General features: G+C 42.4%; 27 protein-coding genes. 4 read left to right on the plus strand and 23 right to left on the minus strand.

Going from position 1 to position 26,646, the window contains the following annotated elements:
* Positions 1–195: 195 nt before the first annotated feature.
* The 7 genes from ispG to G327_RS0111925 all read right to left on the minus strand — a co-directional run bounded on the left by ispG (position 196) and on the right by G327_RS0111925 (position 7,399).
* Complete coding sequence (gene ispG, locus G327_RS0111895) at positions 196–1,305, minus strand: flavodoxin-dependent (E)-4-hydroxy-3-methylbut-2-enyl-diphosphate synthase (RefSeq protein WP_019615006.1); 1,110 nt, start codon at positions 1,303–1,305, stop codon at positions 196–198.
* A 51-nt stretch (positions 1,306–1,356) separates the two neighbouring features.
* Positions 1,357–2,367, minus strand: coding sequence for a RodZ domain-containing protein (locus tag G327_RS0111900; protein ID WP_019615007.1), 1,011 nt, complete (start codon positions 2,365–2,367; stop codon positions 1,357–1,359).
* Positions 2,351–3,136, minus strand: a complete 786-nt coding sequence (gene pilW / locus G327_RS0111905; RefSeq protein ID WP_019615008.1) for a type IV pilus biogenesis/stability protein PilW — start codon at positions 3,134–3,136, stop codon at positions 2,351–2,353. Before pilW ends, G327_RS0111900 begins: the two co-directional genes overlap by 17 nt.
* Before the next feature lie 202 nt (positions 3,137–3,338).
* Positions 3,339–4,457: a dual-specificity RNA methyltransferase RlmN gene (rlmN, locus tag G327_RS0111910; RefSeq protein ID WP_019615009.1), complete on the minus strand. Its 1,119-nt coding sequence runs from the start codon at positions 4,455–4,457 to the stop codon at positions 3,339–3,341.
* Between the two features lie 199 nt (positions 4,458–4,656).
* The gene (locus G327_RS0111915; protein ID WP_019615010.1) at positions 4,657–4,887 is read right to left on the minus strand and encodes a FeoC-like transcriptional regulator; all 231 of its coding nucleotides are present in this window, start codon (positions 4,885–4,887) and stop codon (positions 4,657–4,659) included.
* Positions 4,888–4,889: 2 nt separating this feature from the next.
* Positions 4,890–7,172: a Fe(2+) transporter permease subunit FeoB gene (gene feoB / locus G327_RS0111920; RefSeq protein WP_019615011.1), complete on the minus strand. Its 2,283-nt coding sequence runs from the start codon at positions 7,170–7,172 to the stop codon at positions 4,890–4,892.
* A complete protein-coding gene (locus G327_RS0111925; RefSeq protein ID WP_019615012.1) occupies positions 7,169–7,399 on the minus strand; it encodes a FeoA family protein in 231 nt (76 codons plus the stop codon). The genes feoB and G327_RS0111925 overlap by 4 nt, the downstream gene beginning before the upstream one ends.
* A 168-nt stretch (positions 7,400–7,567) precedes the next feature.
* Between G327_RS0111925 and yciH the strand changes: the two genes are divergently transcribed.
* Complete coding sequence (gene yciH, locus G327_RS0111930; protein WP_019615013.1) at positions 7,568–7,894, plus strand: stress response translation initiation inhibitor YciH; 327 nt, start codon at positions 7,568–7,570, stop codon at positions 7,892–7,894.
* 51 nt (positions 7,895–7,945) lie between these two features.
* On the opposite strand, the gene G327_RS0111935 is transcribed toward yciH, so the two are convergent.
* The 4 genes from G327_RS0111935 to coaE are packed head-to-tail and all read right to left on the minus strand — an operon-like array spanning position 7,946 to position 9,934.
* Positions 7,946–8,290: a HopJ type III effector protein gene (locus G327_RS0111935; RefSeq protein ID WP_019615014.1), complete on the minus strand. Its 345-nt coding sequence runs from the start codon at positions 8,288–8,290 to the stop codon at positions 7,946–7,948.
* 13 nt (positions 8,291–8,303) lie between these two features.
* The gene (yacG, locus tag G327_RS0111940) at positions 8,304–8,492 is read right to left on the minus strand and encodes a DNA gyrase inhibitor YacG (RefSeq protein ID WP_019615015.1); all 189 of its coding nucleotides are present in this window, start codon (positions 8,490–8,492) and stop codon (positions 8,304–8,306) included.
* A 35-nt stretch (positions 8,493–8,527) separates the two neighbouring features.
* Entirely contained in the window at positions 8,528–9,319 is a 792-nt protein-coding gene (gene zapD / locus G327_RS24550; RefSeq protein ID WP_019615016.1) for a cell division protein ZapD, read from the minus strand.
* Positions 9,320–9,337: 18 nt separating this feature from the next.
* Positions 9,338–9,934: a dephospho-CoA kinase gene (gene coaE / locus G327_RS0111950; RefSeq protein ID WP_019615017.1), complete on the minus strand. Its 597-nt coding sequence runs from the start codon at positions 9,932–9,934 to the stop codon at positions 9,338–9,340.
* Between the two features lie 127 nt (positions 9,935–10,061).
* On the opposite strand from coaE, the gene nadC reads away from it, so the two are divergent.
* Both nadC and G327_RS0111960 read left to right on the plus strand, forming a co-directional pair.
* Positions 10,062–10,916 carry a carboxylating nicotinate-nucleotide diphosphorylase gene (gene nadC, locus G327_RS0111955; protein ID WP_019615018.1) on the plus strand — a complete coding sequence of 285 codons (855 nt, stop codon included), beginning with the start codon at positions 10,062–10,064 and terminating at the stop codon, positions 10,914–10,916.
* Between the two features lie 123 nt (positions 10,917–11,039).
* Positions 11,040–11,870 carry a DNA ligase gene (locus tag G327_RS0111960; RefSeq protein ID WP_019615019.1) on the plus strand — a complete coding sequence of 277 codons (831 nt, stop codon included), beginning with the start codon at positions 11,040–11,042 and terminating at the stop codon, positions 11,868–11,870.
* Between the two features lie 10 nt (positions 11,871–11,880).
* Here the strand turns inward: G327_RS0111960 and mutT are convergent, their stop codons facing one another.
* The 3 genes from mutT to G327_RS0111975 form a co-directional block, all read right to left on the minus strand.
* Positions 11,881–12,258: an 8-oxo-dGTP diphosphatase MutT gene (gene mutT / locus G327_RS0111965; protein ID WP_019615020.1), complete on the minus strand. Its 378-nt coding sequence runs from the start codon at positions 12,256–12,258 to the stop codon at positions 11,881–11,883.
* 69 nt (positions 12,259–12,327) lie between these two features.
* Positions 12,328–15,048, minus strand: a complete 2,721-nt coding sequence (gene secA, locus G327_RS0111970; RefSeq protein ID WP_019615021.1) for a preprotein translocase subunit SecA — start codon at positions 15,046–15,048, stop codon at positions 12,328–12,330.
* Between the two features lie 39 nt (positions 15,049–15,087).
* Positions 15,088–16,011, minus strand: coding sequence for a M23 family metallopeptidase (locus tag G327_RS0111975; protein ID WP_026339338.1), 924 nt, complete (start codon positions 16,009–16,011; stop codon positions 15,088–15,090).
* A gap of 28 nt (positions 16,012–16,039) precedes the next feature.
* Here G327_RS0111975 and G327_RS0111980 point away from each other — a divergent pair, with 28 nt between their 5' ends.
* Positions 16,040–16,492, plus strand: a complete 453-nt coding sequence (locus G327_RS0111980) for a DciA family protein (protein WP_033298241.1) — start codon at positions 16,040–16,042, stop codon at positions 16,490–16,492.
* A 57-nt stretch (positions 16,493–16,549) separates the two neighbouring features.
* On the opposite strand, the gene lpxC is transcribed toward G327_RS0111980, so the two are convergent.
* The 9 genes from lpxC to murD form a co-directional block, all read right to left on the minus strand.
* Positions 16,550–17,476 (minus strand): UDP-3-O-acyl-N-acetylglucosamine deacetylase, encoded by a 927-nt coding sequence (gene lpxC / locus G327_RS0111985; protein WP_019615024.1) that lies wholly within the window; start codon positions 17,474–17,476, stop codon positions 16,550–16,552.
* An 84-nt stretch (positions 17,477–17,560) separates the two neighbouring features.
* The gene (gene ftsZ, locus G327_RS0111990; RefSeq protein WP_019615025.1) at positions 17,561–18,748 is read right to left on the minus strand and encodes a cell division protein FtsZ; all 1,188 of its coding nucleotides are present in this window, start codon (positions 18,746–18,748) and stop codon (positions 17,561–17,563) included.
* Positions 18,749–18,943: 195 nt separating this feature from the next.
* Positions 18,944–20,188, minus strand: coding sequence for a cell division protein FtsA (gene ftsA, locus G327_RS0111995; protein WP_019615026.1), 1,245 nt, complete (start codon positions 20,186–20,188; stop codon positions 18,944–18,946).
* A gap of 47 nt (positions 20,189–20,235) precedes the next feature.
* On the minus strand, positions 20,236–20,982 hold the full coding sequence (locus G327_RS0112000) for a cell division protein FtsQ/DivIB (protein WP_019615027.1): 747 nt from the start codon (positions 20,980–20,982) through the stop codon (positions 20,236–20,238).
* Between the two features lie 4 nt (positions 20,983–20,986).
* Complete coding sequence (locus tag G327_RS24555; RefSeq protein WP_019615028.1) at positions 20,987–21,361, minus strand: D-alanine--D-alanine ligase; 375 nt, start codon at positions 21,359–21,361, stop codon at positions 20,987–20,989.
* Positions 21,362–21,433: 72 nt separating this feature from the next.
* On the minus strand, positions 21,434–22,894 hold the full coding sequence (murC, locus tag G327_RS0112010; RefSeq protein ID WP_019615029.1) for a UDP-N-acetylmuramate--L-alanine ligase: 1,461 nt from the start codon (positions 22,892–22,894) through the stop codon (positions 21,434–21,436).
* Positions 22,895–22,947: 53 nt separating this feature from the next.
* Positions 22,948–24,018, minus strand: coding sequence for an undecaprenyldiphospho-muramoylpentapeptide beta-N-acetylglucosaminyltransferase (gene murG / locus G327_RS0112015; RefSeq protein ID WP_425413788.1), 1,071 nt, complete (start codon positions 24,016–24,018; stop codon positions 22,948–22,950).
* Entirely contained in the window at positions 24,002–25,309 is a 1,308-nt protein-coding gene (gene ftsW, locus G327_RS0112020) for a putative lipid II flippase FtsW (protein WP_019615031.1), read from the minus strand. Before ftsW ends, murG begins: the two co-directional genes overlap by 17 nt.
* Positions 25,309–26,646 carry a UDP-N-acetylmuramoyl-L-alanine--D-glutamate ligase gene (murD, locus tag G327_RS0112025; protein ID WP_019615032.1) on the minus strand — a complete coding sequence of 446 codons (1,338 nt, stop codon included), beginning with the start codon at positions 26,644–26,646 and terminating at the stop codon, positions 25,309–25,311. The genes ftsW and murD overlap by 1 nt, the downstream gene beginning before the upstream one ends.

Below are 26,646 nucleotides of genomic sequence, written 5' to 3' on the forward strand. Positions count from 1 at the left end.
AATACAATAGTGTAGGTAAATAAATAGTTGCTTATTATAAGGGCTTTTCCGGTCAGATGAAACCGCAGCTGCTCAAAATGCGCAATAAAAAAGCCCGCAATGTCTGCACATTACGGGCTTTGTAAGACCTTTAAATCATTAGGGTCTGTTAAACTTTCAAGGTTGTTTTTGCCGCCGGCAAAAAATTAACGGCGCCTAACCTTTAACGATGATATTTTTTTCATCCATGCGGCTGACACGCGCTCGTATCTTAGCTTCTAACTGGTCGATAACATTATTATTATCAAAACGCTCCCGTTGACGTACACCATCTTCATAAAAGCCGCTTTTGTTTTTACCGCCGGTAATACCTAAATCGGAAATAAGTGCTTCACCCGGGCCGTTTACCACACAACCGATAATGGAAACATCAATAGGTGTAATAATATCTTCCAGGCGCTCTTCAAGCGTATTTACGGTAGAAATCACATCAAATTCCTGACGAGAACAGGTTGGACAGGCGATAAAATTAATACCGCGGCTGCGGATGCGCAGTGATTTTAAAATATCAAAACCCACTTTAATCTCTTCAACGGGATCGGCAGCTAATGAAACACGCAGCGTATCACCAATACCCTGTGCCAGTAATAAACCTAAACCAACAGAAGATTTCACCGAGCCGCTGCGCAGCCCGCCTGCTTCAGTAATCCCAAGATGCAGAGGCTGCTCAATCTGCTTAGCAAGCAGCTTGTATGATTCCACAGCCAGTAAAGCGTCAGAGGCTTTAACACTGACTTTAAACTGGTCAAAGTTAAGGCGGTTTAATATATCTACATGGCGAAGCGCTGAATCCACTAAAGCCTGCGCTGTCGGCTCACCGTATTTTTCCTGGATATCAGTTTCCAGCGATCCGCCGTTTACGCCGATACGAATTGGAATATTATTGTAAGAGGCACAGTCAACAACACTGCGAATACGCTGCTCATTACCTATATTGCCGGGATTAATACGTAAACAGTCTACGCCGTATTCAGCCACTTTTAGTGCGATACGGTAGTCAAAATGAATATCGGCAATCAACGGGATGCTGGTCTGCGCTTTGATCTCTTTAAATGCTTCAGCGGCATTCATTGTCGGCACGGATACTCGGACAATATCTGCCCCAACCGCTTCCAGACGTTTAATTTGTGCAACGGTTGCCGCTACGTCTGTGGTTAATGTATTGGTCATTGATTGTACTGTGATCGGCGCATCACCGCCGACAGGAACATTACCGACCATGATCTGTTTGGAAACACGACGGATAATTGGAGATGAATGACTCATATTACTTTACTCTTTTAAATTCAAGCTTCGCCGACACAGCAGCAAAGTGGTTTATTGTGGAATGCTGAACCGAGCGGTGCGGCCGGCCGCAAAATCACGTTCAATAACTTTATCCTGGTATTGTATTTCAACAACACTTGGATCACCTAATACAAGTTTAAAAGGCGCAGTGCCGTTAAGGGTTAATACACGGCCGTCTGTATATAAACCAAATGCTAAACGTTTACCCGTCGCATCAACAATTTCTGTCCAGCAGTCTGCCGAAAAAGCTAATTTCAATAAATCATCGGCGGCGGCAAGCAGTTTTTCTGTTTCAGACGAGACTTCAACATTATCTGTATCCACCTTAGCCTCCTGCTGCAGATTATCATCAACGGCCTTTGGAGCTGTTTCTAATGCAACAACTGCTCTTTCTGTCTGTTTATCAGCGTCTTGTATTTCAGGAGCATCGCTTTCAGGCAGTGGCACAGGCGTAGATTCTTGTGACTGTGGTGCAGACAGTTCAGCAGCCGCGTCAGGCAGCGGCGAATTATCAACTTGAACTGTGCTTAGCTTATCAGCAGGCTGATTCTGCATTTTTTCCTGTTCAGCTTTGTCTGCAGAATTTAATGACGAATCAGTACTGCTGTCGACTGCAGACGACAAGTTAACGCCCCCCTGCTGGATAAAAACGGCTACAGCAGCTGCGATAATAACAAAGATAAATACAAGCCAGATTCGGCTTCTCTTTCTCGTTGGAGAGGCCATTAATTTAGATGTTTTAAGTGTGCGTTTCTTCTTTTCTGAGCGGGTCAGTTTCTGATATTCAATAAACTGTTCAAGCCCTGCCAAATCAACCAGCCTGGCATAGTTGACCAGGTATCCGCGTAAATAAATAGGCGCATACTTGCCTGTCTCGATTGCATGATCCAGACCTTCTTCAAGATCGCGCACGGTAGCAGGACCTAAGTTCAACTGCAGCGCAATATCATCAACTGTTAAGTCAGCGGCTACACGTGCATCTTTTAATGCCTGCCCAAGCGGCACAATGATCTTTTGTTCTTGGTTATTTATAGTATTCATGGTTCAAATAATCTAAGGCTCGTTGTGAATCGGGAAACTGCTCTAATAATTTTCCAGCGTATCTATTCAGACTGGCTGTTTTTTCCGTCGCATAGCTTAAGCGGATCCACTGCCATAAGCTTTCTGCAGAAACTTTACTGACCTTCTGGTAATTAAACAGATTTAAGCGCGCGGCTTTATAGTCTTTATTATTGATATAGAGTTTTGCTAAATACAGGTTTAAATAGGATTTTCCGGGGTTATGAGATAGTGCATATTCATAATAATAAATCGCTTTATCAAAAACTTGAGCTTCTTCTGCACATACCCCGGCATTTTCATAGGTATTCGCAACACCAGTATAAGCAGACTGTTTAAGCGCTCTTAAAAATGCTTTTTCTGCTTCCTTGTAACGTTCCTGTTTACACAAAAATGTCCCGTAATTGTTGTAAGTATCTGAATTTGAACTATCAAGCGCCAGGGATTTTTTATAATAGCGCTCTGCTTTATCGTTTTCATTCACACGCTGATAATAATAAGCAAAGATACGATGGACATCAGCATCGTTGGGCAGATATTCCTGAGCTTTATCTAGATTTTCTTTTGCCTGCTGCATCTGATCTTTCTGCAGATATAGAAGTGCTATCTTAATGCGGGTTTCGGCGGCGCCTTCAGGATCAAAAGCCATTTTTTTACCCGTACCAGTATTTTGAGTGGTTGTTGACGTTTCACTTGAAACACAAGCAGAAAGCATTAACAACAATGAAATACTGATAAGAATAAAACGCATAAGTCCCTCCAAATAAAAGCTGATCTTTGTAACTAGTTCAATATAACAGTATCTTAGGGCTGTGTTCCATTAAGATACTAATAAATAAGGTATACCCCATTGTGATAGAAATCACATGACCTTTCATCCATTTTCTTATGGTTATCGAACCTAGATCAGCTTATCGCTCTGCTTATATGATTATTTAATTCTATTGCTATGATTAAACCTCTGATACTGCAATGCTTTCACCCTGCATGCGTTTTTTCATAGTGCGCTTAGTTCGGTCAATGACATCTCCCACTAACTGTCCGCAGGCGGCATCAATATCATCACCACGCGTTTTACGTACAATCACAGTATACCCATACTCCATTAATACTTTATTAAAGCGGTCCACCCGGCTGTTACTCGGTTTACCGTAGTCATTACCCGGGAACGGGTTAAACGGAATAAGATTGATTTTGCACGGTGTGTCTTTGAGCAGATGCGCTAATTCATGCGCCTGATCGGTGGAATCGTTAAAATGATCCAGGAGTAGATATTCAACGGTAACTTTACCGCGGTTAGCATTAGACTTTTCGATATATCGCTTAACACCCGCCAGGAAATCAGCAATATTGTATTTATCATTAATCGGCATCATTTCAGAGCGCAATTTATCATTCGCCGCATGCAGTGAAATAGCCAGCGCTACATCGATGCGATCGCCTAAAATATCTAATGCAGGTACAACACCCGAGGTTGAAACCGTCACTCGGCGCTTTGACAGGGCATAACCGAAATCATCAAGCATTAACTCCATCGCAGGAATAACGTTATTAAGGTTAAGCAGAGGTTCCCCCATTCCCATCATCACAACATTGGTGATCGGGCGCTTACCGCTTTCTCCCATTACCCCGACAATTTTAGCTGCACGCCAGACTTGCCCAATAATTTCAGAAACAGTTAAATTACGGTTAAAACCCTGCTGCGCAGTTGAACAGAAATTACATGCTAGAGCACAGCCGACTTGAGAAGATACACATAAAGTTGCACGCTCTTTTTCCGGTATATAAACCGCTTCAACTTCCTGGTCACCCACGGTCATCGCCCATTTAATCGTACCGTCACTGCTACGCTGCTCTACTTTTACTTCCGGCGCTACAATTTCTGCACGATTTTTTAATTTTTCACGCAGTTTTTTATTAATATTGCTCATTAAATCAAAATCATCACAACCGTAATGATAAATCCATTTCATAACCTGTTCGGCGCGAAACGGTTTTTCACCTAATTCAACAAAATATGCACGTAAACCTTCTCGGTTTAAATCTAACAGGTTTACTTTTTTCTGACTCATGAACTGCCTCAACTACGCTGAATATAGGGTATATAACCAGTCTATTTGAATATAGTGGAATCATTAAGCCGAGAGGCGCGAGATTCAAATAGTCTGACTATAAATTTTGGAAGGGGATTGTACAAAGGTTAAACGGATTTGACCAGCGGGAAAATAGCAAAGAAAAACGGTTTGCTAATTTAGCAAACCGTTTGTTTATTTAAACAACTGTCAGTGTTGGGATTTGTGCGTTTTCTGACCAACTGTAAAAAATCTCAGGAGGAATGTTTTTTCCACGCTGATTAATGGTTTTATGGATTTTTCCACGTTTTAATAACACTGCCATCATAGGCTGCAGACCTTCACTGCTTAAACGAAAGTGTTTAAGCAGTGTTTCTTCTTTAACTCTTCTGCTCTTTTCGATGTAATCGCTGAGTGACTGTAAAATCATATTCAGCCTTGCTGTGCTTTAATTTCGGCCAGTATATTGCCTTTTCGTCTCAGCTTGTAACAGACACTGAAAATAATCAGCCCTGATACGGTTAAATAAGCTGAACTGCTCAACGGCTGAAGCGAAAATGTCGCAATCTGGTAATAAGCAACCGAAACAATATAAGCGATAGCCGTTGACCATAAAGCAATGAAACGCGCCCAGTTAACACCCACTTCACGTACAATAGCCCCTAATGCCGCCGCACAAGGCGCATACAGAAGAATAAACAACAGGTAGGCAAAAGCAGCTTCTTTACTGACAAACGCTTCCTGAATGTTGGTATAGATACTCAGATCAACACCCTGCTCTTCAGCTGCTGCACTTAAATCAGAAACCTCACCGACATCAATACCCAGCGGATCACCGGCATTAATACCTAATAAGTTTTCAGGAATAGTCTGCACCGCCTGATTAAGCTTATCAAGCAGCGTAAGCTCGGCTTCTTCTTCAGCACTATGTGATGCATAAAGATTATTCAGTGTGCCTACCACCGCTTCTTTAGCGAACAAACCGGTCACAATGCCAACCGTTGCCGGCCAGTTATCATTAGTAATGCCAAGTGGTGCTAATACCGGCGTAATGATCTGCGCGCCTTTACTCAATAATGACTGCTCACTGTCCTGGTGGCCGAAGCTGCCGTCTAGGCCCACTGAATTAACAACATTAAGCAGGGTTACAACAATAACAATCGTCTGCCCGGCACCAAAAACAAAACCTTTAAGTTTCTGCCAGGTTTTAATAAAAGTATTTTTAAGCGTCGGCAGTTCATAATCCGGCAGCTCTAAAAACAAGTTTTCACTTTTACCCGGTAAGATGGTACGACTTAAAACATAACCTGTTAAAACAGCCACTAATATACCGATTAAATAAAGCAGGAAGACAATATTCTGCCCCTGCTCAGGAAAGAATGCACTGGCAAATAAAGCATAAACCGGTAAGCGGGCGCCACAGGACATAAACGGCGACATCACTACAGTTAATAAACGTTCACGCTCTTTCTCCAGCGTTCTAGCCGCCATCACCGCAGGCACTGTACAGCCGAAACCAACAATCATAGGCACAAACGATTTACCCGGCAGGCCTAACCACTGCATCGCTCTGTCGATAACAAAAGCGGCACGCGCTAAATAACCTGAGCTTTCTAATATCGCTAAAAACAGATATAAGCAGCCGATAACCGGAATAAAAGTCATCACTGTCTGAATACCATTACCGACACCAAAGGCAAGCACATTAATCAGCCACTCTGGTGCCGATACTGCCGTCAGCAGCTGCGCACTGCCGTCAACAAAAATAGCCCCGGCTGCAATATCAAAAAAGTCGATAAATGCACTGCCGATATTAATTGAAAACATAAACATCAGGTACATCACGAATAAAAACACTGGAATACCTGTAAAACGGTTTAAGGTAACTGCATCTATTTTTTCAGTGATGCTTCTGCCAAGGTGCCCCTGCAGACGCACTGCATTTTGTGACAACTGGTAAATAAAACTGTAGCGGGTATCAGCAATCTGCAGGTCAATATCAATATTCAATGCTTCTCTGCATCGATCTGCCTGGAGCTGCTGCTGTGCAGAAAGCAGACTGCTGATACTCTGGTCATTTTCTAACAGTTTAACGGCTAAGGCACGGTTTTCTAAGCGGTGTGAAACCGTATCCAGCAGCGCGCTGCACTGCTCAATCAGCGGCTCTAATGTACTGCCGTAATCCAGCGTGACAGGAGTATTAAGGTTTTGCTTATTGTAAGCCTGAAGTTTACCTTTTAATTTATCGACTGAGTTTTTATCATGTGCAGATAAGCATATAACCGGACAGCCGAGCGCGTTTTCCAGGCTTTTTTCATTAATAACCAGCTGTTTTTTCTGCGCGACATCAATCTTATTCAACACAGCCACAACCGGCAGTCCAAGCTCTTTCAGCTGCACAGTCAGATATAAACTGCGCTCTAAACAGCTTGCATCAATAACATTAATCACGATATCTGGAGAGTTATGCATAATGTAGTCAAACGCTACACGCTCATCTAAGGCGCCGCCGTCAGCATCATAATCAAGATTGTAAATACCGGGCAGGTCAATAACTTCAACAGAAGTTTGATCCGCTAAAGTAAAATAACCGCTTTTCTTTTCAACCGTCACACCGCTCCAGTTGCCGACACGCTGACAGGCACCGGTTAAGGCATTAAATAAAGTGGTTTTTCCCGAATTGGGATTACCGATTGTTGCTATAGATAAACTCACGCAGATAACTCCACTTTAATTTGACTGGCTAAGGTTTTACGCAGCGCTATACTGCTGTTCGCACAACGAACGGCAATCGGGTCACCCATTGGAGCAATACGTAATAATTCAACATTTGCTTTAGGTAAAAAACCCATATTAAGCAGTTTTTTACGCATTACAGGTTCCATTTCATGCATGTTGATAATTGACGCAGACTGGCCAACTTTAAGATCTGACAGGACCATTTTTTACTCCAATTCGACACTTTCTCTTAAACTTATTGCTAATCATTCTCATTTGCATTTGATGGTAAAGTAAAAAGTAAGGTTAATCAATGATCCAAATCAACTTTAAACTGCTGCAATTAAAAAGAGTCTGGTAAACTTAAGTAAATTTTGACAATGGAAAAAAATATGGACTTCAGCGATCTTAATCTTGTCTATTCCACTGACGGCGGGAAAATAGACAAACCTAAAGAGACAAAAAGTGCCCCTGAAGGTGACGGTATTATCCGTATTCACCGCGAAACCAAAGGCAGAAAAGGCAAAGGTGTTACCTTAATCAAAGGCTTACAGCTTGATGAAAAAGCACTTAAAATTCTTGCTAAGGAGATCAAAAAACGTACCGGAACCGGCGGTGCAGTGAAAGATTTTGTTATTGAAATTCAGGGTGACCAGCGGGAAATCGTTAAAGTTTTTTTAGAGAAAAAAGGTTATAAAGTGAAATTAGCCGGCGGGTAAAATTAATATATTTTCCGCGGTTAATGGGGGCACTACCTCCCCCGTCTACTTTTATTTTACCGTTAACGGGGCTGAAGAAAATTCAATACCCTGCCAGCCGTTAATTATAAACTGCCGGATGTTCTGATGATCATCACCCTGCGGATGCTGCAGCACATCATTACGATAATAAATACCGAAACAGGCCAGCGCCTGTGCTTCGCTTAAATTATGCAGCTGTGCAAAAGCGAAAATTTTACACGATCCCGAATTCTGCCCGGCACTGTTTTTCTGAAGACCGTTGCTGAACGGTGTTTCACTGAACTCATAATTATCTTCAATCACCGCCATAGTCTCCGAGAATTCAATAGACTCGGGAGCTGTCGTTAATTTTTCTAAAAACAGGTTTAAAGACATTAATCAGATCCTTTTAATCAAAATAAATAGTTTTGTTTTGAGGAAGATTTTCCGGGCTGACTGTCTCGCCTTTAATACGCTTCTCTTCATCGGCCCATTCACCAAGATCAATCAGCTGGCAGCGCTTAGAGCAGAATGGGCGGTAAATATTTTCCTTACTCCACGCGAGTTCTTTTTTGCAGGTCGGGCAGTTCACTTTCATTGCAGATTCCTTCATTTAACTAATATCTATTCATATTAACAGCAGATCTGTTCAAATTCTGTTGTCGGTGCATGGGTATTTTCATTATCCGCACTCATAAAACGAACAGAAAAACGCTGTTTATGACCGCTGATCATAGGATATACCTGTTCAGTTTTGGCCACACGAATAATAACAAAGGAGCAGTTTTCAACTTCATCCTGATAAAAACCGTTTTTTGCAGTTTGTTGACTGATTACACCTTGGGAGCGTTTTATTTTTAAAAACAAAGCTAACGCTTTTTCTAAACTTGCAAAATGACTGAACCAGTGCAGGGCATCCTTCTGACGCTCCTGCAGATCACCCGCTAACCAGAAGTGAAACTGCGGCAGATCAAAATTACAACTACCGCTGGGAATAAAGAAGCGCTGTCTTAGAGAAGTTAAAAAACGGCTGGATTTATAAAATTTTAACTGTTTTGGTGTCGCCGACACCAGTTTAATTAAACTTTCCACTTCCTCTATTAATTGTGCTACTGCATCATGATCCGCCTGTTCAAGGTTCAGCCAGGTATCCATCTGCTCGACGAGCAAGCGCAAGTCTTTAACTAGATCATGGCGGATATCACAACGTTCACTTAATTCAATTAACTCAAACAGACCTTTAAAATAAGCGATAGCGTCACTCTCATTACTGAAAGTAATGCTTTTCTGGATTTGTGAGAATAAAAACTCAAAGCGCAGATAACTGCGGGTTTTCTCATTTAACGGATATTCAAAAGCGATCATTTTTATAAGCGTATCAAAGAGTAAAAAAAGCAAGCGTACAGCAAAACCAGCAAACAGCAAACAAATGCGCCTAATATATCATTTTATTAGCAGCCGAAACTGCTTGTCTAAATCAATCACCGAGCGCTGCAGTACCTCTAACGAGCAGTTATTATTGTCAATAACAAAATCGGCCTGCTTCAGGCGCTGTTCAGGATCTATCTGACTGTCCATAATAGCCTTGATACTTTCCACTGAAACGCCGTCTCTTGAGCTGGCACGCTCAATCTGCAGCGTCGGATTTACATCCACCACCAGATCATAATCAGTTAAAACATCCAGCTTGTTTTCAAACAGCAACGGCGCTTCTAATAATACATAAGCACCGCTGGCCATGTTCAACTGTTTAAGCATCTCAGCTCGGATTAATGGATGCAGAAGATTATTCAGCCACTGCTTTTCACTTTCATCCTGAAAAATGATTTCCCGCAGCCCGGCTCTGTCCAGTTCACCATTTATAATAATCTGCTCACCAAAATGCTTACTGATTAGTGCCAGTGCCGGCTGATCTTTACTTACTACCTGCCGGGCGACGAGATCGGCATCAATAACGGTTATATTCAGCTGCGCAAAGAAAGCAGATACGGTTGATTTTCCACAGCCGATTCCACCTGTTAAACCAATAATTAATGTCATGAACTGCCTATATTTTGTTTGATTAATAAATTCTGTCTATTTTATTTGCCTTGCTACTTTAGAACATTGGTATTAACAATGCATTAAGGTTATATTTGTTTTTTTTTAATGTTGATGAGAATTAACCATGGTTGCACAAGAAATAGCAGAAAGTGTAAGAACTGCATTACACGAAGATTTAAACGGATTATCTCCAGCTGAAGGAGATATTACAGCGAATTTGATCCCTCAAGGAAAACAGTCGAAAGCGATTGTTATTACTCGTGAAGATGCTGTTTTTTGTGGTCAGGCATGGACAGAAGAAGTTTTTAAACAACTGGGCGATCAGGTCAGCATTACCTGGCATGTTAAAGACGGTGATAATGTTGAAGCTAACAGTAAGTTGTTTACTCTGGAAGGTCCTGCCCGCATCTTATTAACCGGTGAACGCAGTGCATTAAACTTTATTCAGACACTTTCCGGTATCGCAACAAAAGTAAAAGAATATATGGATATCATTGCCGAAACAAACTGTAAGCTGCTTGATACACGTAAAACTCTGCCTGGTTTGCGTAATGCCTCGAAATACGCAACTTTATGCGGCGGCGGCTGTAACCACCGCATCGGTTTATATGACGCCTACCTGATTAAAGAAAACCATATTCTAGCCTGCGGCGGCATTAAAGAAGCGGTGGAGATGGCAAAATCACACCATTCAGACCGTCTGATTGAAGTTGAAGTTGAAAGCATGGATGAATTGAAGCAGGCGCTAAATGCAGGTGCTCAGCGTATTATGCTGGATAACTTCAGCATAGCGATGATGGAAGAGGCAGTTGCATTCAACAACGCCAATGGTCACAGTGCTGATATTGAAGCCTCTGGAAATGTCACCACAGAAACTATTCTTGCCTATGCACAAACCGGCGTTGATTACATCTCTGTCGGCGCATTAACAAAACACGTGCAGGCTGTAGATCTGTCGATGCGTTTTGTTGAAGAGTAAAAACGGCTATTCACGGTTGACCATCTATACCTTTGTCAAACAACAATAAATACTTAACTTTGACAAATTGGTAATAAAATAAAAAGCTTCCTAAACTAAGGCTACTGTTTAGGGAGGTTTTTTATGCACTATTATTTATTTCTATGCTTATTTATTCTCTGGCCGACAGTCTCGCCGGCATCAGTCCCGCCTATTCAGCTTGCTACCATTTACCGTCAGGATATCAATATCGACGAATACTGGGTGAGTGAAAAACTCGACGGTGTCCGCGCATATTGGGATGGAAAACAGCTTATCTCGCGGCAGGGTAATGTTTTTAGTGCACCGCAGTGGTTTATTAAGGACTTTCCATCTGTTCCGCTTGACGGTGAGTTATGGATAGCACGAGATAAATTTGCACAAGTTTCAGGCATAGCCCGAACACATAATGGCAAAACACAAGAATGGGAGCAGATCTCGTTTATGATTTTTGATCTGCCCGCTTCATTAGCTAACTTCAGCCAGCGTATAAAATTGATCAGTCGTCTTGTTAAACAAAGCAGCTCTCCTTATCTTAAAATGATCCCGCAGCATAAAATTACAGATAACACCAAATTACAGATTTTACTGGAAGAGGTTATCGCATCCGGCGGCGAAGGATTAATGCTTCATAAAGGAAGCGCGTATTATCAGGTCAAGCGCAGTCAAGATTTGATGAAACTGAAAAAATATGAAGATGCTGAAGCTGTGGTAAGGAAGCATATACCCGGGAAAGGAAGAAACAGCGGACGCATGGGCTCTTTATTAGTAGAAACAGAGTCCGGTATTTTATTTAAAATCGGCACAGGTTTTTCCGATATCGAACGTGAGAATCCCCCTGAAATAGGCGCGATAATAACTTATAAATTTATCGGTAAAACCAAAAACAATGTGCCTCGTTTTGCCAGCTTTATGAGAATTAGAGAAAGTTATTAACAACAGCGCCTTATAGTTTGGCAATGACACTTTTATTCGCTTCAGGGAATTGATATTCGCATAATTGTGCTTTGCTTACCCATTTTACAGGCTGCCCTTCTTTACCATGCGCTTCACCGCTGTAACTGCTGACCAGAAAGAAATTCAGCTGCAGCTGTTTATCGCCATAGTCAAAAAATTTTTCTTCAAACAGCTGATAGTCGGCAGCAGTGATGCCCACTTCCTCTTTTAACTCTCGGCACATAGCCTGAGCAGCGCTTTCATTGTTTTCAACTTTGCCGCCGGGGAATTCCCATTTGCCGCCCTGATGAACATTATCCGGCCGTAAACAGATCAAGTACGAATTCTTATTTTTGACTATTGCAATACTGATTTCAGTAACCGCCATAAATTTTCCTTAAAAAAAAGCGGCTCTTTAAAGAGCCGCTTTAACAATCATTAATAAACAGAAATACAATTAAGCTAATTTACCATGACACTGTTTGTATTTTTTACCTGAGCCGCACGGACAGGCTTCATTACGACCTACTTTACGGTCGTGACGCACAAATGTTTCATGGCCCTCTTCCGCTTCAGTTTCATCACCGTTTAGATTTGCCTGCGCATGCTGCATTTCAATTTTAGCTCTGATTTCAGCCTGACGACGCTGCTCTTCAATAGCCTCAACTTCTTCTCTGCTCTGCACCTGCACTTTAGACAGAATCGTTACCACATCATGCTTTAAGTTCTCCAGCATTTCGATAAACAGCTCAAAAGATTCACGCTTATATTCCTGCTTAGGATCTTTCTGTGCATAACCACGCAGATGAATACCCTGACGTAAATGATCCATGGCAGCTAGATGCTCTTTCCACAAAGTATCAATCGTCTGCAGCATAACTGATTTTTCAAAACCTGAAATAATTGACTGTCCAACCTGCTCTTTTTTAGCGGCATACGTTTCTTTAGCATGACTGACAATGTTTTCACGGATTGTCTCTTCCTGAAGGTTAGCATCATCAACAAGCCACTGCGACACAGGCTGTTCAATTAAAAAGTCAGCTTTTAAGCGGCGCTCTAAGCCTTCCAGATCCCACTGCTCTGTCAGTGACTGCTGCGGCACATATTCATCAACACAAGCATTAAAGACATCATCCCAGATCTGATCAATGGTTTCAGTAATCTCTTCACTGTCCATTACGCCGTTACGCTGCTGGTAAACCACTTTACGCTGATCGTTAGCGACATCATCGAAATCAAGCAGTGATTTACGAATATCGAAGTTACGTCCTTCAACTTTGCGCTGAGCATTCTCAATGGCACGTGTTACCCAAGGATGTTCAATGGCTTCACCATTTTCCATGCCTAGTTTTTTCATCATGTTAGACACTTTTTCCGATGCAAAAATACGCATCAGTGAATCTTCCATTGATAAGTAGAAGCGGCTTTCACCAGCATCCCCCTGACGCCCTGAACGACCACGCAGCTGATTATCGATACGACGTGATTCATGACGTTCGGTACCAACAATATATAAACCGCCGGCTTCAAGCACCATTTTATGCTCTTCCTGCCAGGCAAGTGTTTCTGCCTGTTTCTGTTCTTCAGTGATCTCGCCCAGTTTCTCAAGACGAGACTGCAGGTTGCCGCCTAATACAATATCGGTACCACGGCCGGCCATATTAGTCGCAATAGTAACAGACCCTAATGCACCCGCCTGCGCGATAATATCTGCTTCTTTTTCATGGAATTTAGCATTCAGAACGCTATGTTTGATTTTCGCTTTATCCAGTGCTGCCGATAAAACTTCAGAGTTTTCAATTGAGACAGTACCCACTAACACCGGCTGACGACGTTGTAAACGTTCTTTAATATCATCAACAATTGCCTGATATTTTTCCTGCTCGGTTAAATAAACTAAATCACCGCCGTCTTTACGGACCATTGGTTTATTAGTTGGAATTACAATGGTTTCTAACCCGTAAATAGACTGGAACTCAAATGCTTCAGTATCAGCCGTCCCCGTCATGCCCGCTAATTTTTCATATAAACGGAAATAGTTCTGGAAAGTAATTGATGCCAGTGTCTGGTTTTCATTTTGAATCTGCACGCCTTCTTTTGCTTCAACCGCCTGGTGCAGACCTTCTGACCAGCGTCGCCCCGGCATAGTACGACCGGTATGTTCATCAACGATAACCACTTCACCTTGATCATTAACTATGTACTCAACATCTTTTTCAAATAAGGTATGAGCACGAAGCGCCGCATTAACATGGTGTAATAAGCTGATGCTAGATGCTGAATATAACGACTGACTTTCAGCAAGCAGACCACGCTCCTGAAGAATTCGTTCAACTTTTTCCTGGCCGCGTTCAGTTAACAGTACCTGTTTGCTTTTCTCATCAACAGTGTAATCGTCACTGCCTGTGTACTCTTCCGTATCTTCCTGATCCTGCTTAGTTAACATCGGAATAACCGTGTTTAACTGCGTATATAAGGTAGCATCACCATCGGTTGGACCAGAAATAATCAGCGGCGTTCTTGCTTCATCGATTAAAATTGAATCAACTTCATCGACGACTGCATAATGAAGATCACGCATTACACGCTGACCGGCTTCAAATGCCATATTGTCACGCAGGTAATCAAAACCAAATTCGTTATTTGTGCCGTATGTAATATCAGCGGCATAAGCAGCGCGTTTTTCATCACCCTGCATACCGGATACGTTAATACCAACCGTTAAACCTAAAAATTCAAAAAGCTGAGCGTTCCATTCAGCATCACGGCGTGCAAGATAATCATTGACGGTAATAACATGCACACCTTTACCAGTTAATGCATTTAAATATGCAGGTAGGGTCGCAGTTAGCGTTTTACCTTCACCGGTACGCATCTCCGCAATTTTATTTTCATTTAAAATGATGCCGCCGATTAACTGCACATCAAAATGACGCATACCAAATACACGCTCAGATGCACTGCGTACAACTGCAAATGCTTCAACAAGAATATCATCTACGCTTTCACCAGAAGCAACACGCTCTTTGAATTCAGCCGTTTTAGCCTTTAAGTCCGCATCTGAAAGAGCCTGCATCTGTGGCTCTAATTTATTGATCTCATTAACGACTTTGCGTAGTTTTTTTAAATAACGGTCATTACGACTGCCTATTATTTTTGTTATTAGCTCTGTTATCATTTTGATTTTCTCATTGTGTAAAAATAAATTGTTATTATGTTAACCAGCTTTGCGCTGAATGTAATAATCCGGGTTAATCTGTTTACCGTTTTTTAGTACTTCATAATGCACATGAGGCCCTGTTGAGCGCCCTGTACTCCCCATTAATGCGACTTGCTGGCCTTTACTGACAACGTCTCCAACTGCGACATCTAATGATTTAGCATGCGCATAACGCGTCACCAAACCATTGCCATGCTGAACTTCCACCATCAGCCCGTAACCGCTTTTTTTCCCTGATTCAGTTACCACTCCAGCCGCAGTTGCAATAATAGGCATGCCGGTGAAACCCGCAATATCAACACCTTTATGGCGTGTTAAGCGTCCCGAAAATGGATCTTTACGCGTTCCAAACGGAGAAGATAACCATGAGCCTTTTCCCAGAGTCGGCCGGCCGGATATATACAGCTGATCAATGAGGTGGCGGTTATTCAACGCGATTTCAAGGTGTAATAACTGATTTTGTTGATTATTTTGCTGTAGATCAAGTTTTTCTATATCTTTTAACAGGGTATTGAGTTGAAAGTCAGCTTCTACATCCTGTAATGCGACTCCTCCTGCTGGTAATGGCGATGCAAAATCAAATTCTTGTACTGGTAGTTTAGACTTTTCGATTACCCGTACACCTAATGCGTTAAGGCGGTTGATCTGCGCCTGCAGCTCACCGACTTTAGTACTAAGCACTAGTAGTTTTTCATTAGTCTGCGCTTTAATAAGCTGCAGATATTTGTCTTTGCTAACATCTCTTTGGGCAGCAGCAGTAATTTTAAACTGGCTTAACTGCTTTTGATAAAAAGACTGAATGAACCAGGTACTGGCAATTAATGATGCAGCAAAAACAAGAGAAATAAACAGAAATTTATTTTTTGTAAGAGAAAGTCTGTGATCAGTTTCCTCTCTTGAATAGATTACCGTTATACTCATAATACTGAATTCACTGTTGATGAAAATAATGAATAGAACCCGACAACCAAAACCCGTTTCTTTATTATTGAAAAAAAGCGGACTGCAGCATGACGCAGCTCTCATCACGAAGCTCGATAGTTTACTACAAAGTTTTTTGAAACAACATAACATCCAGGGATGCAGGATAGGAAATTTACAAAATGGGAGCTTGCTTATAGAAATTCCCAGCTCCACCTGGCTGATGCGCCTGCAGTTTATGCGTAGTGAGCTGCTTAGCCTGCTGCGTCAGCAGGTTCCAGCTCTGCTAACAGTCAAAATAAAAGTAAACCCTAGACTTAGTCAGATCCCGGATAAACACAAAAAGAAAAAAAATAGAGTCATTAAACGCGCCAGTAAGATGCCTAATGATGTTGCTCAGTCATTTTTAGCTTTAGCTGAAGATGCAGATCCGGCTTTAAAAGCGGCATTACACTCTTTGGCTGAATTCTCCAAAAAGTAAACACACAAAAAAGCCCTTTATCACTAAAGGGCTTTTTCTTACTGAAATTATTCTTGTTTAGACTGCAAATACCGGTTCAATGTATTGAACAGGAGATTCACTGACCGGCTCTTCGAAGGTTACCATTTCGTAAGCTTCCTGATCCGCCAGTAATGCACATAGCAACTGGTTATTTAAAGCATGCCCGGTTTTATAAGCTTTCAGATGACCAAGAATAGTGTAACCAGAAAGATACAAGTCACCAATCGCATCTAATACTTTATGTTTTACGAATTCATCTTCATAACGTAAACCATCAGGATTTAAAACGCGGAACTCGTCCAAACCAATCGCATTATCTAAACTTGCCCCCAGCGCTAAATTATTAGACTGCAGATACTCAACACTTTTCATAAAACCGAATGTTCTTGCACGGCTGATCTCTTTAACAAAAAGCTCGCCGGAAAAATCCATTTCGATATGCTGGTTCTGACCTTCAAAAACAGGATGGTCAAAGTCAATTTTAAAATCTAAACTAAAGCCTGAATCTGAAGGGTGCAGCTCTGCCCATTTACCATCTTTTTCATCTTCTACACGTATTGCTTTTTTGATACGAATAAACTTTTTAGGGGTATTAAGCTCTTCGATGCCAGCAGACTGCAGTAGAAAAATAAACGGACTGGCACTGCCGTCCATAATTGGTATTTCCGGTGCATCAACATCAATAACAATATTATCAATGCCTAAACCGGCAAGCGCTGCTGATAAGTGTTCAACAGTTGAGATTTTCTCGCCTTGATCATTAACCAGACAGGTACATAGCAATGTTTCCTGCACGGCCTGCGCATGAGCTTTGAAGCTGACAATCGGATCAAGATCGATTCGACGATAAACAATTCCCGTATTCGCAGGCGCAGGATGCAACTCAATAGTTACTTTATTTCCTGAATGTAAACCAATTCCTGTTGATTTTACACTTTTCTTTAATGTTCTCTGTTTAATCATCGTCGTCCCAACCACTATATTAATTTCGGCGAAGTATAGCAGTTTGCGAAGTACATCACAAACTACTCACTATAATGCAGCTGACTAATCTGCCTGCTTACGTAAAAATGCAGGGATATCTAAATAGCTTCCCTCTGATTTCGGCGCTGCTTCAACAACGTCCTGCACTTCAGTCTGCTCAGCTGATTCCACTGCAGCTTCTTCTTTTACTGCGGCAGGGCTTTCAACTTTAACTGTCGGATTTTTAACTACAGTTAAATCTGATTTACGTTCGCCAAGCCCGGTTACGATAACCGTTACATGCAGCTCACCATTGTCAATTTCAGGGTTAACTGTCACACCGAAGATAATCTGCGAGTCTTCAGACGCAAACTCTTTCAGCGCATCACCAACAATATGGTACTCATCCCACGCAAAGTCCATACCGGCAACGATATGTACTAATACACCACGTGCATCAGAAAGGTCCACATCTTCAAGCAGCGGACAAGAGATAGCCTGTTCAACAGCTTCTTCTGCACGCTCTTCGCCCGCAGAAACACCGATTCCCATAACCGCAGTTGTACCCGCTTCGGTCATCACTGTTCTTACATCGGCGAAATCGATGTTGATAGTGCTTTCTTCATTATTGATGATCGCAGAGAAACCGGAAACTGCATCAAATAATACGCCGTTTGCCGCACTCAGTGCGTCTAAGAATGAAACACCCTTAGGTAATGATTTCTGCAGCTTATCATTAGGAATGATAAGCAGTGAATCAATATGTTCAGATAAACGCGCAATACCCTGGTTGGCATAATTAATGCGTTTTTTACCTTCAAATAAAGAAGGTTTTGAAACAACACCAATGGTTAATGCACCTAATTCTTTGGCAACTTCAGTAACAACAGGAGAAGCACCAGTACCTGTTCCACCACCCATACCGGCAGCAATAAAGACAACATCAGCCCCGGTAAGGATTTCACGAATGTTCTCTTTATCTTCTAAGGCTGACTTATAGCCGATTTCCGGATTTGCACCGGCTCCCAGACCATTTGTGATACTCGCTCCAAGCTGCAGGCGTACGTCGGCTTTAGATGAACGTAATGCCTGCGCATCGGTATTCATAGCAATAAACTCAGCGCCGCCCAGCCCCTGTTCAATCATGTAGTTGATTGCATTACCGCCACCACCACCAACGCCAACAACTTTAATGACTGCCTGTTGTTCATGCTCTTCATCAACTATTTCAAACATTTGCTCTTTTTCCACTTTATTTATATCTTCAGACATTGTATGTCACCACCTTCATCATACAAAACATACACACTAATATTAATGTAATTCAGGACCAGATGATGAGTTTAAACACAATGCACCACTCTTTATAAGTCCATCATACAACAGATACGACCTCTTTTGTTGATTAAAAACCAAACAATGAGGCAGTTACTGTTTTCAGCTAGTTATTTGTACAAAAACTGACTGCTAATACTCTTTTTTAATCCAGCTTTTTAATTTATTTAAAAAAACAGATACGCGGCTTTCCTCGACAACTTCATGACTGTCACTAAATTCAAGGTTTTTATAGCGTAATAAACCCAGTGCCGTTGAATAGGCCGGCGTATCAACATCATCAGCTAAACCTTGTATATTCTGTGGTTTACCTATGCGTATCTGCATATTATCAAAAACTTTCTCTGCCACTTCAACCAGACCGTCAATTTGTGCCGCGCCGCCCGTTATAACGATACCAGCCGCCAGCTGCTGGTGCAGCCCCTCGCTTTCAAATGCGCTGTCCAGCTTGTATAACTCTTTTTTAACCATTCCCAGCAGTTCGCTGTAACGTGGCTCAATAACATCAACCAATGTCTGACGCTGCAGGCTTCGGGCCGGACGACCACCAACGCTCGGCAGTTCAATCATCTCTTCAGCAGAGATATTATCGCGCTTTAAACAGCCGTATTTTACCTTTACTTCCTCGGCTGAACTTGGAGGAGCGCTGAAAGCGATCGCAATATCGCTGGTAACTGAATTACCGGCGTAATCCAGAACCGTGCTGTGGCGTAATGCCCCGGCAATATAGACAGAGATATCCATAGTGCCGCTGCCCATATCAACAACACAAACACCAAGATCTTTTTCATCATCACTTAAAATGGCGGCGCTCGAAGCAACCCCGGAAAAAGTTAACTGATCAATAGCTAATCCGCAGCGTTCCACCGCCTTTTCTAAATTTTTTACCAGATCGTTATGACAGGTGATTAAATGCACGTCCGCTTTTAATTTTACTCCGGATAACCCTAGAGGATTATTAATTCGTCCCTGCGAATCAATAGAGTATTCCTGCGGTATTACATGCAGTAAACGCTGGTCGTCACGAATCTTGATTGAACGGGCATTATGGATCACGCTTTCAATATCGTAAGACGTTACCTCATGTTCTTCAATTGCCCAGGTTCCTGATTCATTCAACGAGCCGATATGCGTGCCTGAAATAGACAGGTTAACCGATGATACTTTACAGTCAGCCATATCTTCTGCACGTGCTAAGGCCTGATGAATGGCGACCACAACAGAGTCTAAATCGGTAACAGAGCCTTTATCAACGCCTTTTGCCTTAGCTTCTCCCACTCCGACAATATTGATATTGTTATTAGCTAACTGCTCTCCAATCAGGAGTACGATTTTATTACTGCCAATATCTAATCCAACTGTGTAACTACTTTCCATACTCAATAATCACCGTTTGTGCATTAAACAGCGTCTAATTACGCTGTTTATTTAACTTTAATATTCTTATTTTTCCAGCCGACAGCAAGCCCAGTGTCATAACGCAAATCTACATAATTGACGGCACTAATATCATATTTGCCGGCTATCAATGGAAACACACTTAAAAAACGCTGAATGCGATCCAGCTTCTGTTCCTGCCCTAACCGCAGCTCAATACCATTTTTTAAAGTAATGGTACTGGCATTACGTTTATCACTGCTTAACTTAGCAATTTCAAAGTGACTCACTTTTAACAATTGATGAGCCTTCATATAAGTTGTTAATACTTCCCCGGCAAAGTCATCTTCACCGTAAAGGGCAACGTATTCTTCCTCAACATCCTGCGGTGATACCGCAATTATCTCCGAAAAGCGGTTCAGCAGTGCTTTATCATTCCATGTTGCAACAATTGACTGTTCAACAATATGTATCTTCAATGTATCCGGCCAGCGTTTACGAATGGATGCTGAATAAACCCAGGGCATGCTTTCAAGCTGCTTCTGAATTTGTGCAATTTCCAGGGTAAAAAAATTCAACCTGTCTTTCTGATCGGCCAGAACTGCTCGTACATCATCGGATGAAACATGATCTCTTTCACCCGTTAACACTAAAGACTTTAACGGCAGAGACTGTTCATCGGTCAGCCATGTTTTTAATTTAAAATAACTGTTCTGTAATATATAAATTAAAGTGATAAAAAAAACTAAACTGACCCACTTGCCGAATTTTACCTTTTTTAATTTATTCCACATAAAATTACAGCGCCTGTCCGTTTAATATCGGCGCAGTGCATCCCGTTTCGCTAATCCAAGATTCAAACAGCACTTTCGTATCAACTTTAAATGCCTGCGCAGGCGGCTGTGAATTATTTACCTTTCTCATCGCTATGCTTACACCTTCACGAACAGGCTTAACCATAACGTCCTCTGACAAGCGTGATATTATATCTTCTGATTGCTCAGGATTAAAGCCATCTTTGACTATGATTTGACAATTTCTCTGCATTAATTGATAACTTTGCCATACCAGTTTAGTTTTGTATTTATTCATAGCGCACGCAGAGCTTAAAAGCTCCTCTTCAGCACCAGACTCTGCTGATAAAACAGCAGCTTTAGCAAAATCTAAACTCATCAATGTTTACTCATAATTTTTCGTCATGCAGATCTGCTGACAGCCAAAACAGCAGCCAAGCACCTGAATTCATTAGTTGCTGTTAACTTGTTTCATTTTTTCAATATCCAGCTTCAACTCAGCTAATGTTTTAACCACAGCCCCAATGTTACCAGCTCCCTGGGTCAGTACCAGATCACCATCGCCGATGATTTGTGCAAGCATGCCGGGTAAAGCTTCCGGACTGGCAACAAAAATCGGCTCTTTATCACTGCGCTGACGAATAGTACGGCATAATGAGCGGCTGTCTGCACCAGCAATCGGCGCCTCTCCGGCAGCGTAAACATCCAGCAGCAGGAGCTGATCCACCTGCTCCAATACATGCGCAAAATCATCATAAAGATCCCGGGTACGGGTATAACGGTGCGGCTGATAAGCCATAACCAGACGTTTCTCCGGCCAGCCCTCTCTGGCTGCATTAATTGTTGCCTGTACTTCTGTCGGATGATGGCCGTAATCATCAACCAGAATTGCCTTACCCCGGCCTGTTTCAAACTCACCATATTGCTCAAAACGACGGCCGATTCCCTCAAATTCATTTAATGCATTTAAAATGGAGTTATCATCAATATCATCTTCCATCGCCACAGCAATCGCAGCGGCCGCATTTAATGCGTTATGTTTACCGGGTAAATTAAGCTGAATTTTAAGATCGGGTTTATTAACCCTATGTACCAGAAACTCACTGCGGCTAACGCTTTGTGAAAAATCTGAAATACGTACATCAGCCTGCTCATGAAAACCATAAGTGACAACCTGTCGTGCAAAACGCGGAATTAGTTCTTCAACTACAGAGTCGTCTAAACAGACAACTGCGGTACCGTAAAAAGGCAGATTCTGAATAAAGGTGACAAAAGTGTCTTTTAATACTTCGAAATCCCCCTGGTAGGTATCCATATGATCCGCTTCAATATTGGTAACCACCGACACCATCGGCTGCAGATGTAAAAAGGAAGCATCGCTTTCATCGGCCTCTGCAATTAAATAACGGCTTTGCCCTAATTTGGCATTGGTGCCGGCACTGTTTAATAACCCGCCGATAACAAATGTCGGATCTAGGTCTGCCTGCCCGTAAATGCTTGCAATTAAACTGGTTGTGGTGGTTTTACCATGAGTTCCGGCAACCGCCACGCCATGACGGTAACGCATTAACTCAGCCAGCATCTCAGCACGGCGTACCACTGGAATTCTAGCCTGCTGAGCGGCTAATAATTCCGGGTTATCCTTATTAATTGCAGTAGAAACAACCACAACTGAAGCACCGTATATATTTTCCTGCTGATGACCGATGAATATTTCTGCGCCGATTGAACGTAGACGTTTCACTACAGGGTTAACCGCAATATCTGAACCGGTAATTTTGTAACCTTCGTATGCTAGTACTTCCGCAATACCGCCCATACCTGCCCCACCGATGCCGACAAAATGAATTTGTTTAACACGGCGCATTTCTGGAATCATGGTGCGTATTTGAGCTAGATTAATTTTTGTCATATAAAGCCATTAATTTAAAAGTTTATTACATTGTAATGTCTGCTGCATATCGATTAAACAAATTGACTACAAACAGCCGCCACGCGCTCTGTTGCATCAATTATTGCTGTTTTTTTACTCTTTTTGGACATTTCAGCAAGTAAGTCTCTATTTTGGCTGAATGTCCGCAAATAATCACTTAATTTATCCGCATTGAGTTCTTTTTGCGGTATCAGCACAGCAGCTTCTTTATTTACCAGATCCTGAGCATTTTTAGTCTGATGATCATCGACAGCATGCGGCAGCGGTACAAAAACAGCCGGTAAACCAACTACAGCAACCTCTGCAACGGTTAATGCACCAGCCCGGCATATAACCACATCAGCCCAGTCGTAGGCACTGTCCATATCGGTTATAAATTCCCGTATATCAGCTTCAACTTCAACGTTCTGATAGGCATCTTTAAGCCTCTGATAATGCCCTTTACCGCTTTGATGAATAACCTTCAGCTCCCCTTTAGTAAAAGTGCTAAGTACTTTAGGCAGCAGATCATTTAATACCTTTGCACCTAAACTTCCGCCGACCACTAACACTTTAAGTGCTGAGTTTTCAGGCGATATTTTTTTTTCAGGTAAGTTCAGAAGCGCCTGGCGGACTGGATTACCAACCAAAACAGCCTTTTCACTTTGAAATGCACCTGAAAAGCCCATTAATATCTTTTTAGAGAAACGGGCTAAGATGCGGTTAGTTAAACCGGCGGCTGCATTCTGTTCATGTAAAATAACCGGTAACCCCATTGTCCATGCGGCAATACCACCTGGACCACTTGCAAAACCACCCATGCCGAGCACCAGATCTACTTTACGTTTTTTCAATACACTGCGCGCCTGCATAATGGATTTGACAATACGCAACGGTGCCGCTAATAAACGCGGCAGACCATTACCTCGTACACCGGCAATATCGATAAAATCTATTTCGTAACCGTGATCCGGCACTAACTGCGCTTCCATACGATCTTCCGTACCCAGCCAGCTGACCTGCCACCCCTGTTTTTTTAACTGCTCTGCAACGGCGAGTCCCGGAAAAACATGTCCGCCCGTACCACCAGCCATCACTAATAATGTTTTACTTTGTCTCATCAATCTCTTCTTGTTTCGGATACAGGTTTATTATTTCAGCTGCTTTCGTTTTTTCTTGTTTTTGATCCGGCTTTTGCGCATTAATTTCTTTTGTTTTTTCAGCCGGCTTTTTACTTTTAGCTGCTTTTATTTTAGTAATTCGCACCTGGCTTGATGCCTGACGCCGCTCAAAATCAACACGTAATAATATTGCTACTGCAATCGCAATGGTAATCAAGCTCGAACCACCATAACTGACTAACGGCAGGGTTAACCCTTTAGTCGGCACGATACCTGAAGCGGCTCCCACGTTTACCCCGGTTTGAAAAGCAAACCAGATAGCAATACCGATAGCGGCATAACCGGAAAAAACCATATTCTGCTGCAGTGCTTTTTTGCCGATATTGAACGCTTTATAAACTAAAATAAATTCCAAAATGATAACCACAGAGACGCCGACAAAACCAAGCTCTTCTGCAAGGATTGCCATAATAAAATCGGTGTGAGCTTCAGGTAAATAATCCAATTTTTGTACGGAGTTACCTAAACCTTCTCCGAACCAGCCTCCGCGTCCAAATGCCATTAAAGACTGAGTCAGCTGATAACTCCGCCCGAAGGGATCTGCCCAGGGATCTAAAAATCCAAATACGCGCGCCATGCGGTACGGAGAGGTTACAATCAGCACCACAGTAACCGCCAGCAGCGAGACGCCAATACCGATAAAGGAGATAAGTCTGGCATCGGCAATAAACAACATGCCCATCATAATGACTACTATTACCACTGTAGAGCCGAGATCCGGCTGCAGTAATAACAACAGCGCAAATACCGATAAAATAATAATCGGTTTAATAAAACCTTTTATGGTGTCGATAACTTCCTGCTGACGCCTTGATAAATATCCCGCCAGAAAAAGAACAACAGCCAGTTTAGAAAACTCCGAAGGCTGAATATTAAAGGGCCCTAAGCGCAGCCAGCGGTAGGAACCGTTTACCTCGGTACCAATCACCAGCACCGCCAGCAGGCCTATAAAAGCCAGTGTTAATAATAGCCCCTGACTTTTATACCAGTGTTCCATCTGCACACAGACCACACCAGCTAACACGCCTAAACATATAAAAATATAGATAAGATGACGCTTCAGAAAACGAAAGGGATCATCAGATAATGCAATGCCTTCTGGAATAGAGGCAGAAGCCACAATTACCATACCTACAGCCATCAAAGTAAATGTCACCAGCAGCAGCTGCCGGTCATAGGCCTGCTGATCAGTCCGGCTGTCAAACAAACTGCGCACTTTACTGACTATTCTCATTAAACGCCGCCTGCCTGCAGCGCAGTCACTAAGTTTCTAAAATGATCGCCGCGCGCCATAAAATTCGGATACATATCTAAACTTGCACAGGCCGGGCTTAATATAGCTAAGTCCCCCGTTTTACCTTCAGCCGCGATCATAGCGACCGCCTGCTGCAGATCATTCACCACAACAGCTCTTGAATTAAACGCAGCTATTTTCTGCCCGTCAGCACCAAAGCAGAGAATTAAACCTTGTATCTCTTCCAGTACAGTTGACAGTTCACTAAAATCAGCGCCTTTTCCATCACCACCAAGAATAACATGAACATCACCGCTAATCGTTTCCGATAACCCCTGCAGTGCAGCCAGTGCAGCACCGATATTGGTCGCTTTAGAGTCATTAATCCAGCGGATCCCGCTTCGCTGAGCAATAAACTCACAGCGGTGCTTTAACCCTGTGTAGCTCTGCAGAGTCTGCAGCATGGCCTGCTCATCTAAATTAACCGCATCACCTAAGGCAAGTGCTGCTAATGCATTCATCCAGTTATGTTTACCGCTGAGTTTTAAAGATGCAGTACTTAATAAAGCCTGACCATTTCGAGCCAGACAGATATTATTCTGTGCATCACAGACTAAACCATAAGCTGAACTGTCAAAACCAAAACTAACCTGCGCCTTATTGACCACCTTCGGCAAGGTTAATAAATCATCACGATTAAACAGACAGTTTCTACTCTGCTGATAGATTCGGTGTTTAGCCTGCGTGTAGTCTTGATAAGATTCATATCTGTCTAAATGATCTTCACTGACATTTAATATCGTCGCAACATCAGCATTTAATGAAAAAGTAGTTTCCAGTTGAAAGCTGGACAACTCTAATATGTACAGCTCAATTTCAGGCGCAAGCAGATCCAGAGCAGGAATACCGATATTTCCGCCGACAGCCGTTTTAACACCTGCTTCACAGGCCATTTCACCTAATAAGCTAGTGACCGTGCTTTTACCGTTAGAGCCGGTAATGGTGACTAATTTTGCATGAGCATATTCTGGCTGCTGCTGCGCTCGGGCAAACAGTTCAATATCACCAATAATTTCACAACCAGCCTGCAGTGCGAACTGCAGAGCGGGTGTTGCCAGTGCAATTCCAGGGCTGGCGATAATCAGTTTAAATTCAGCTAACAGGCCAGCGTCTAGCTGACCTTTAATAAGCTCAACGGAAGCATTTAATTTATCTTCACCAGGTGGCAGCTGACGCGTATCAAATACAGTAACGTCATAATTCTGCGACAGCAAAAAGTTAACACAGGATAATCCCGTTGCGCCAAGACCTAAAACTGCGACCTTCTTATCTGACAT

This window comes from Psychromonas ossibalaenae ATCC BAA-1528, from assembly GCF_000381745.1.
GTDB classification, from domain to species: Bacteria; Pseudomonadota; Gammaproteobacteria; order Enterobacterales; family Psychromonadaceae; genus Psychromonas; species Psychromonas ossibalaenae.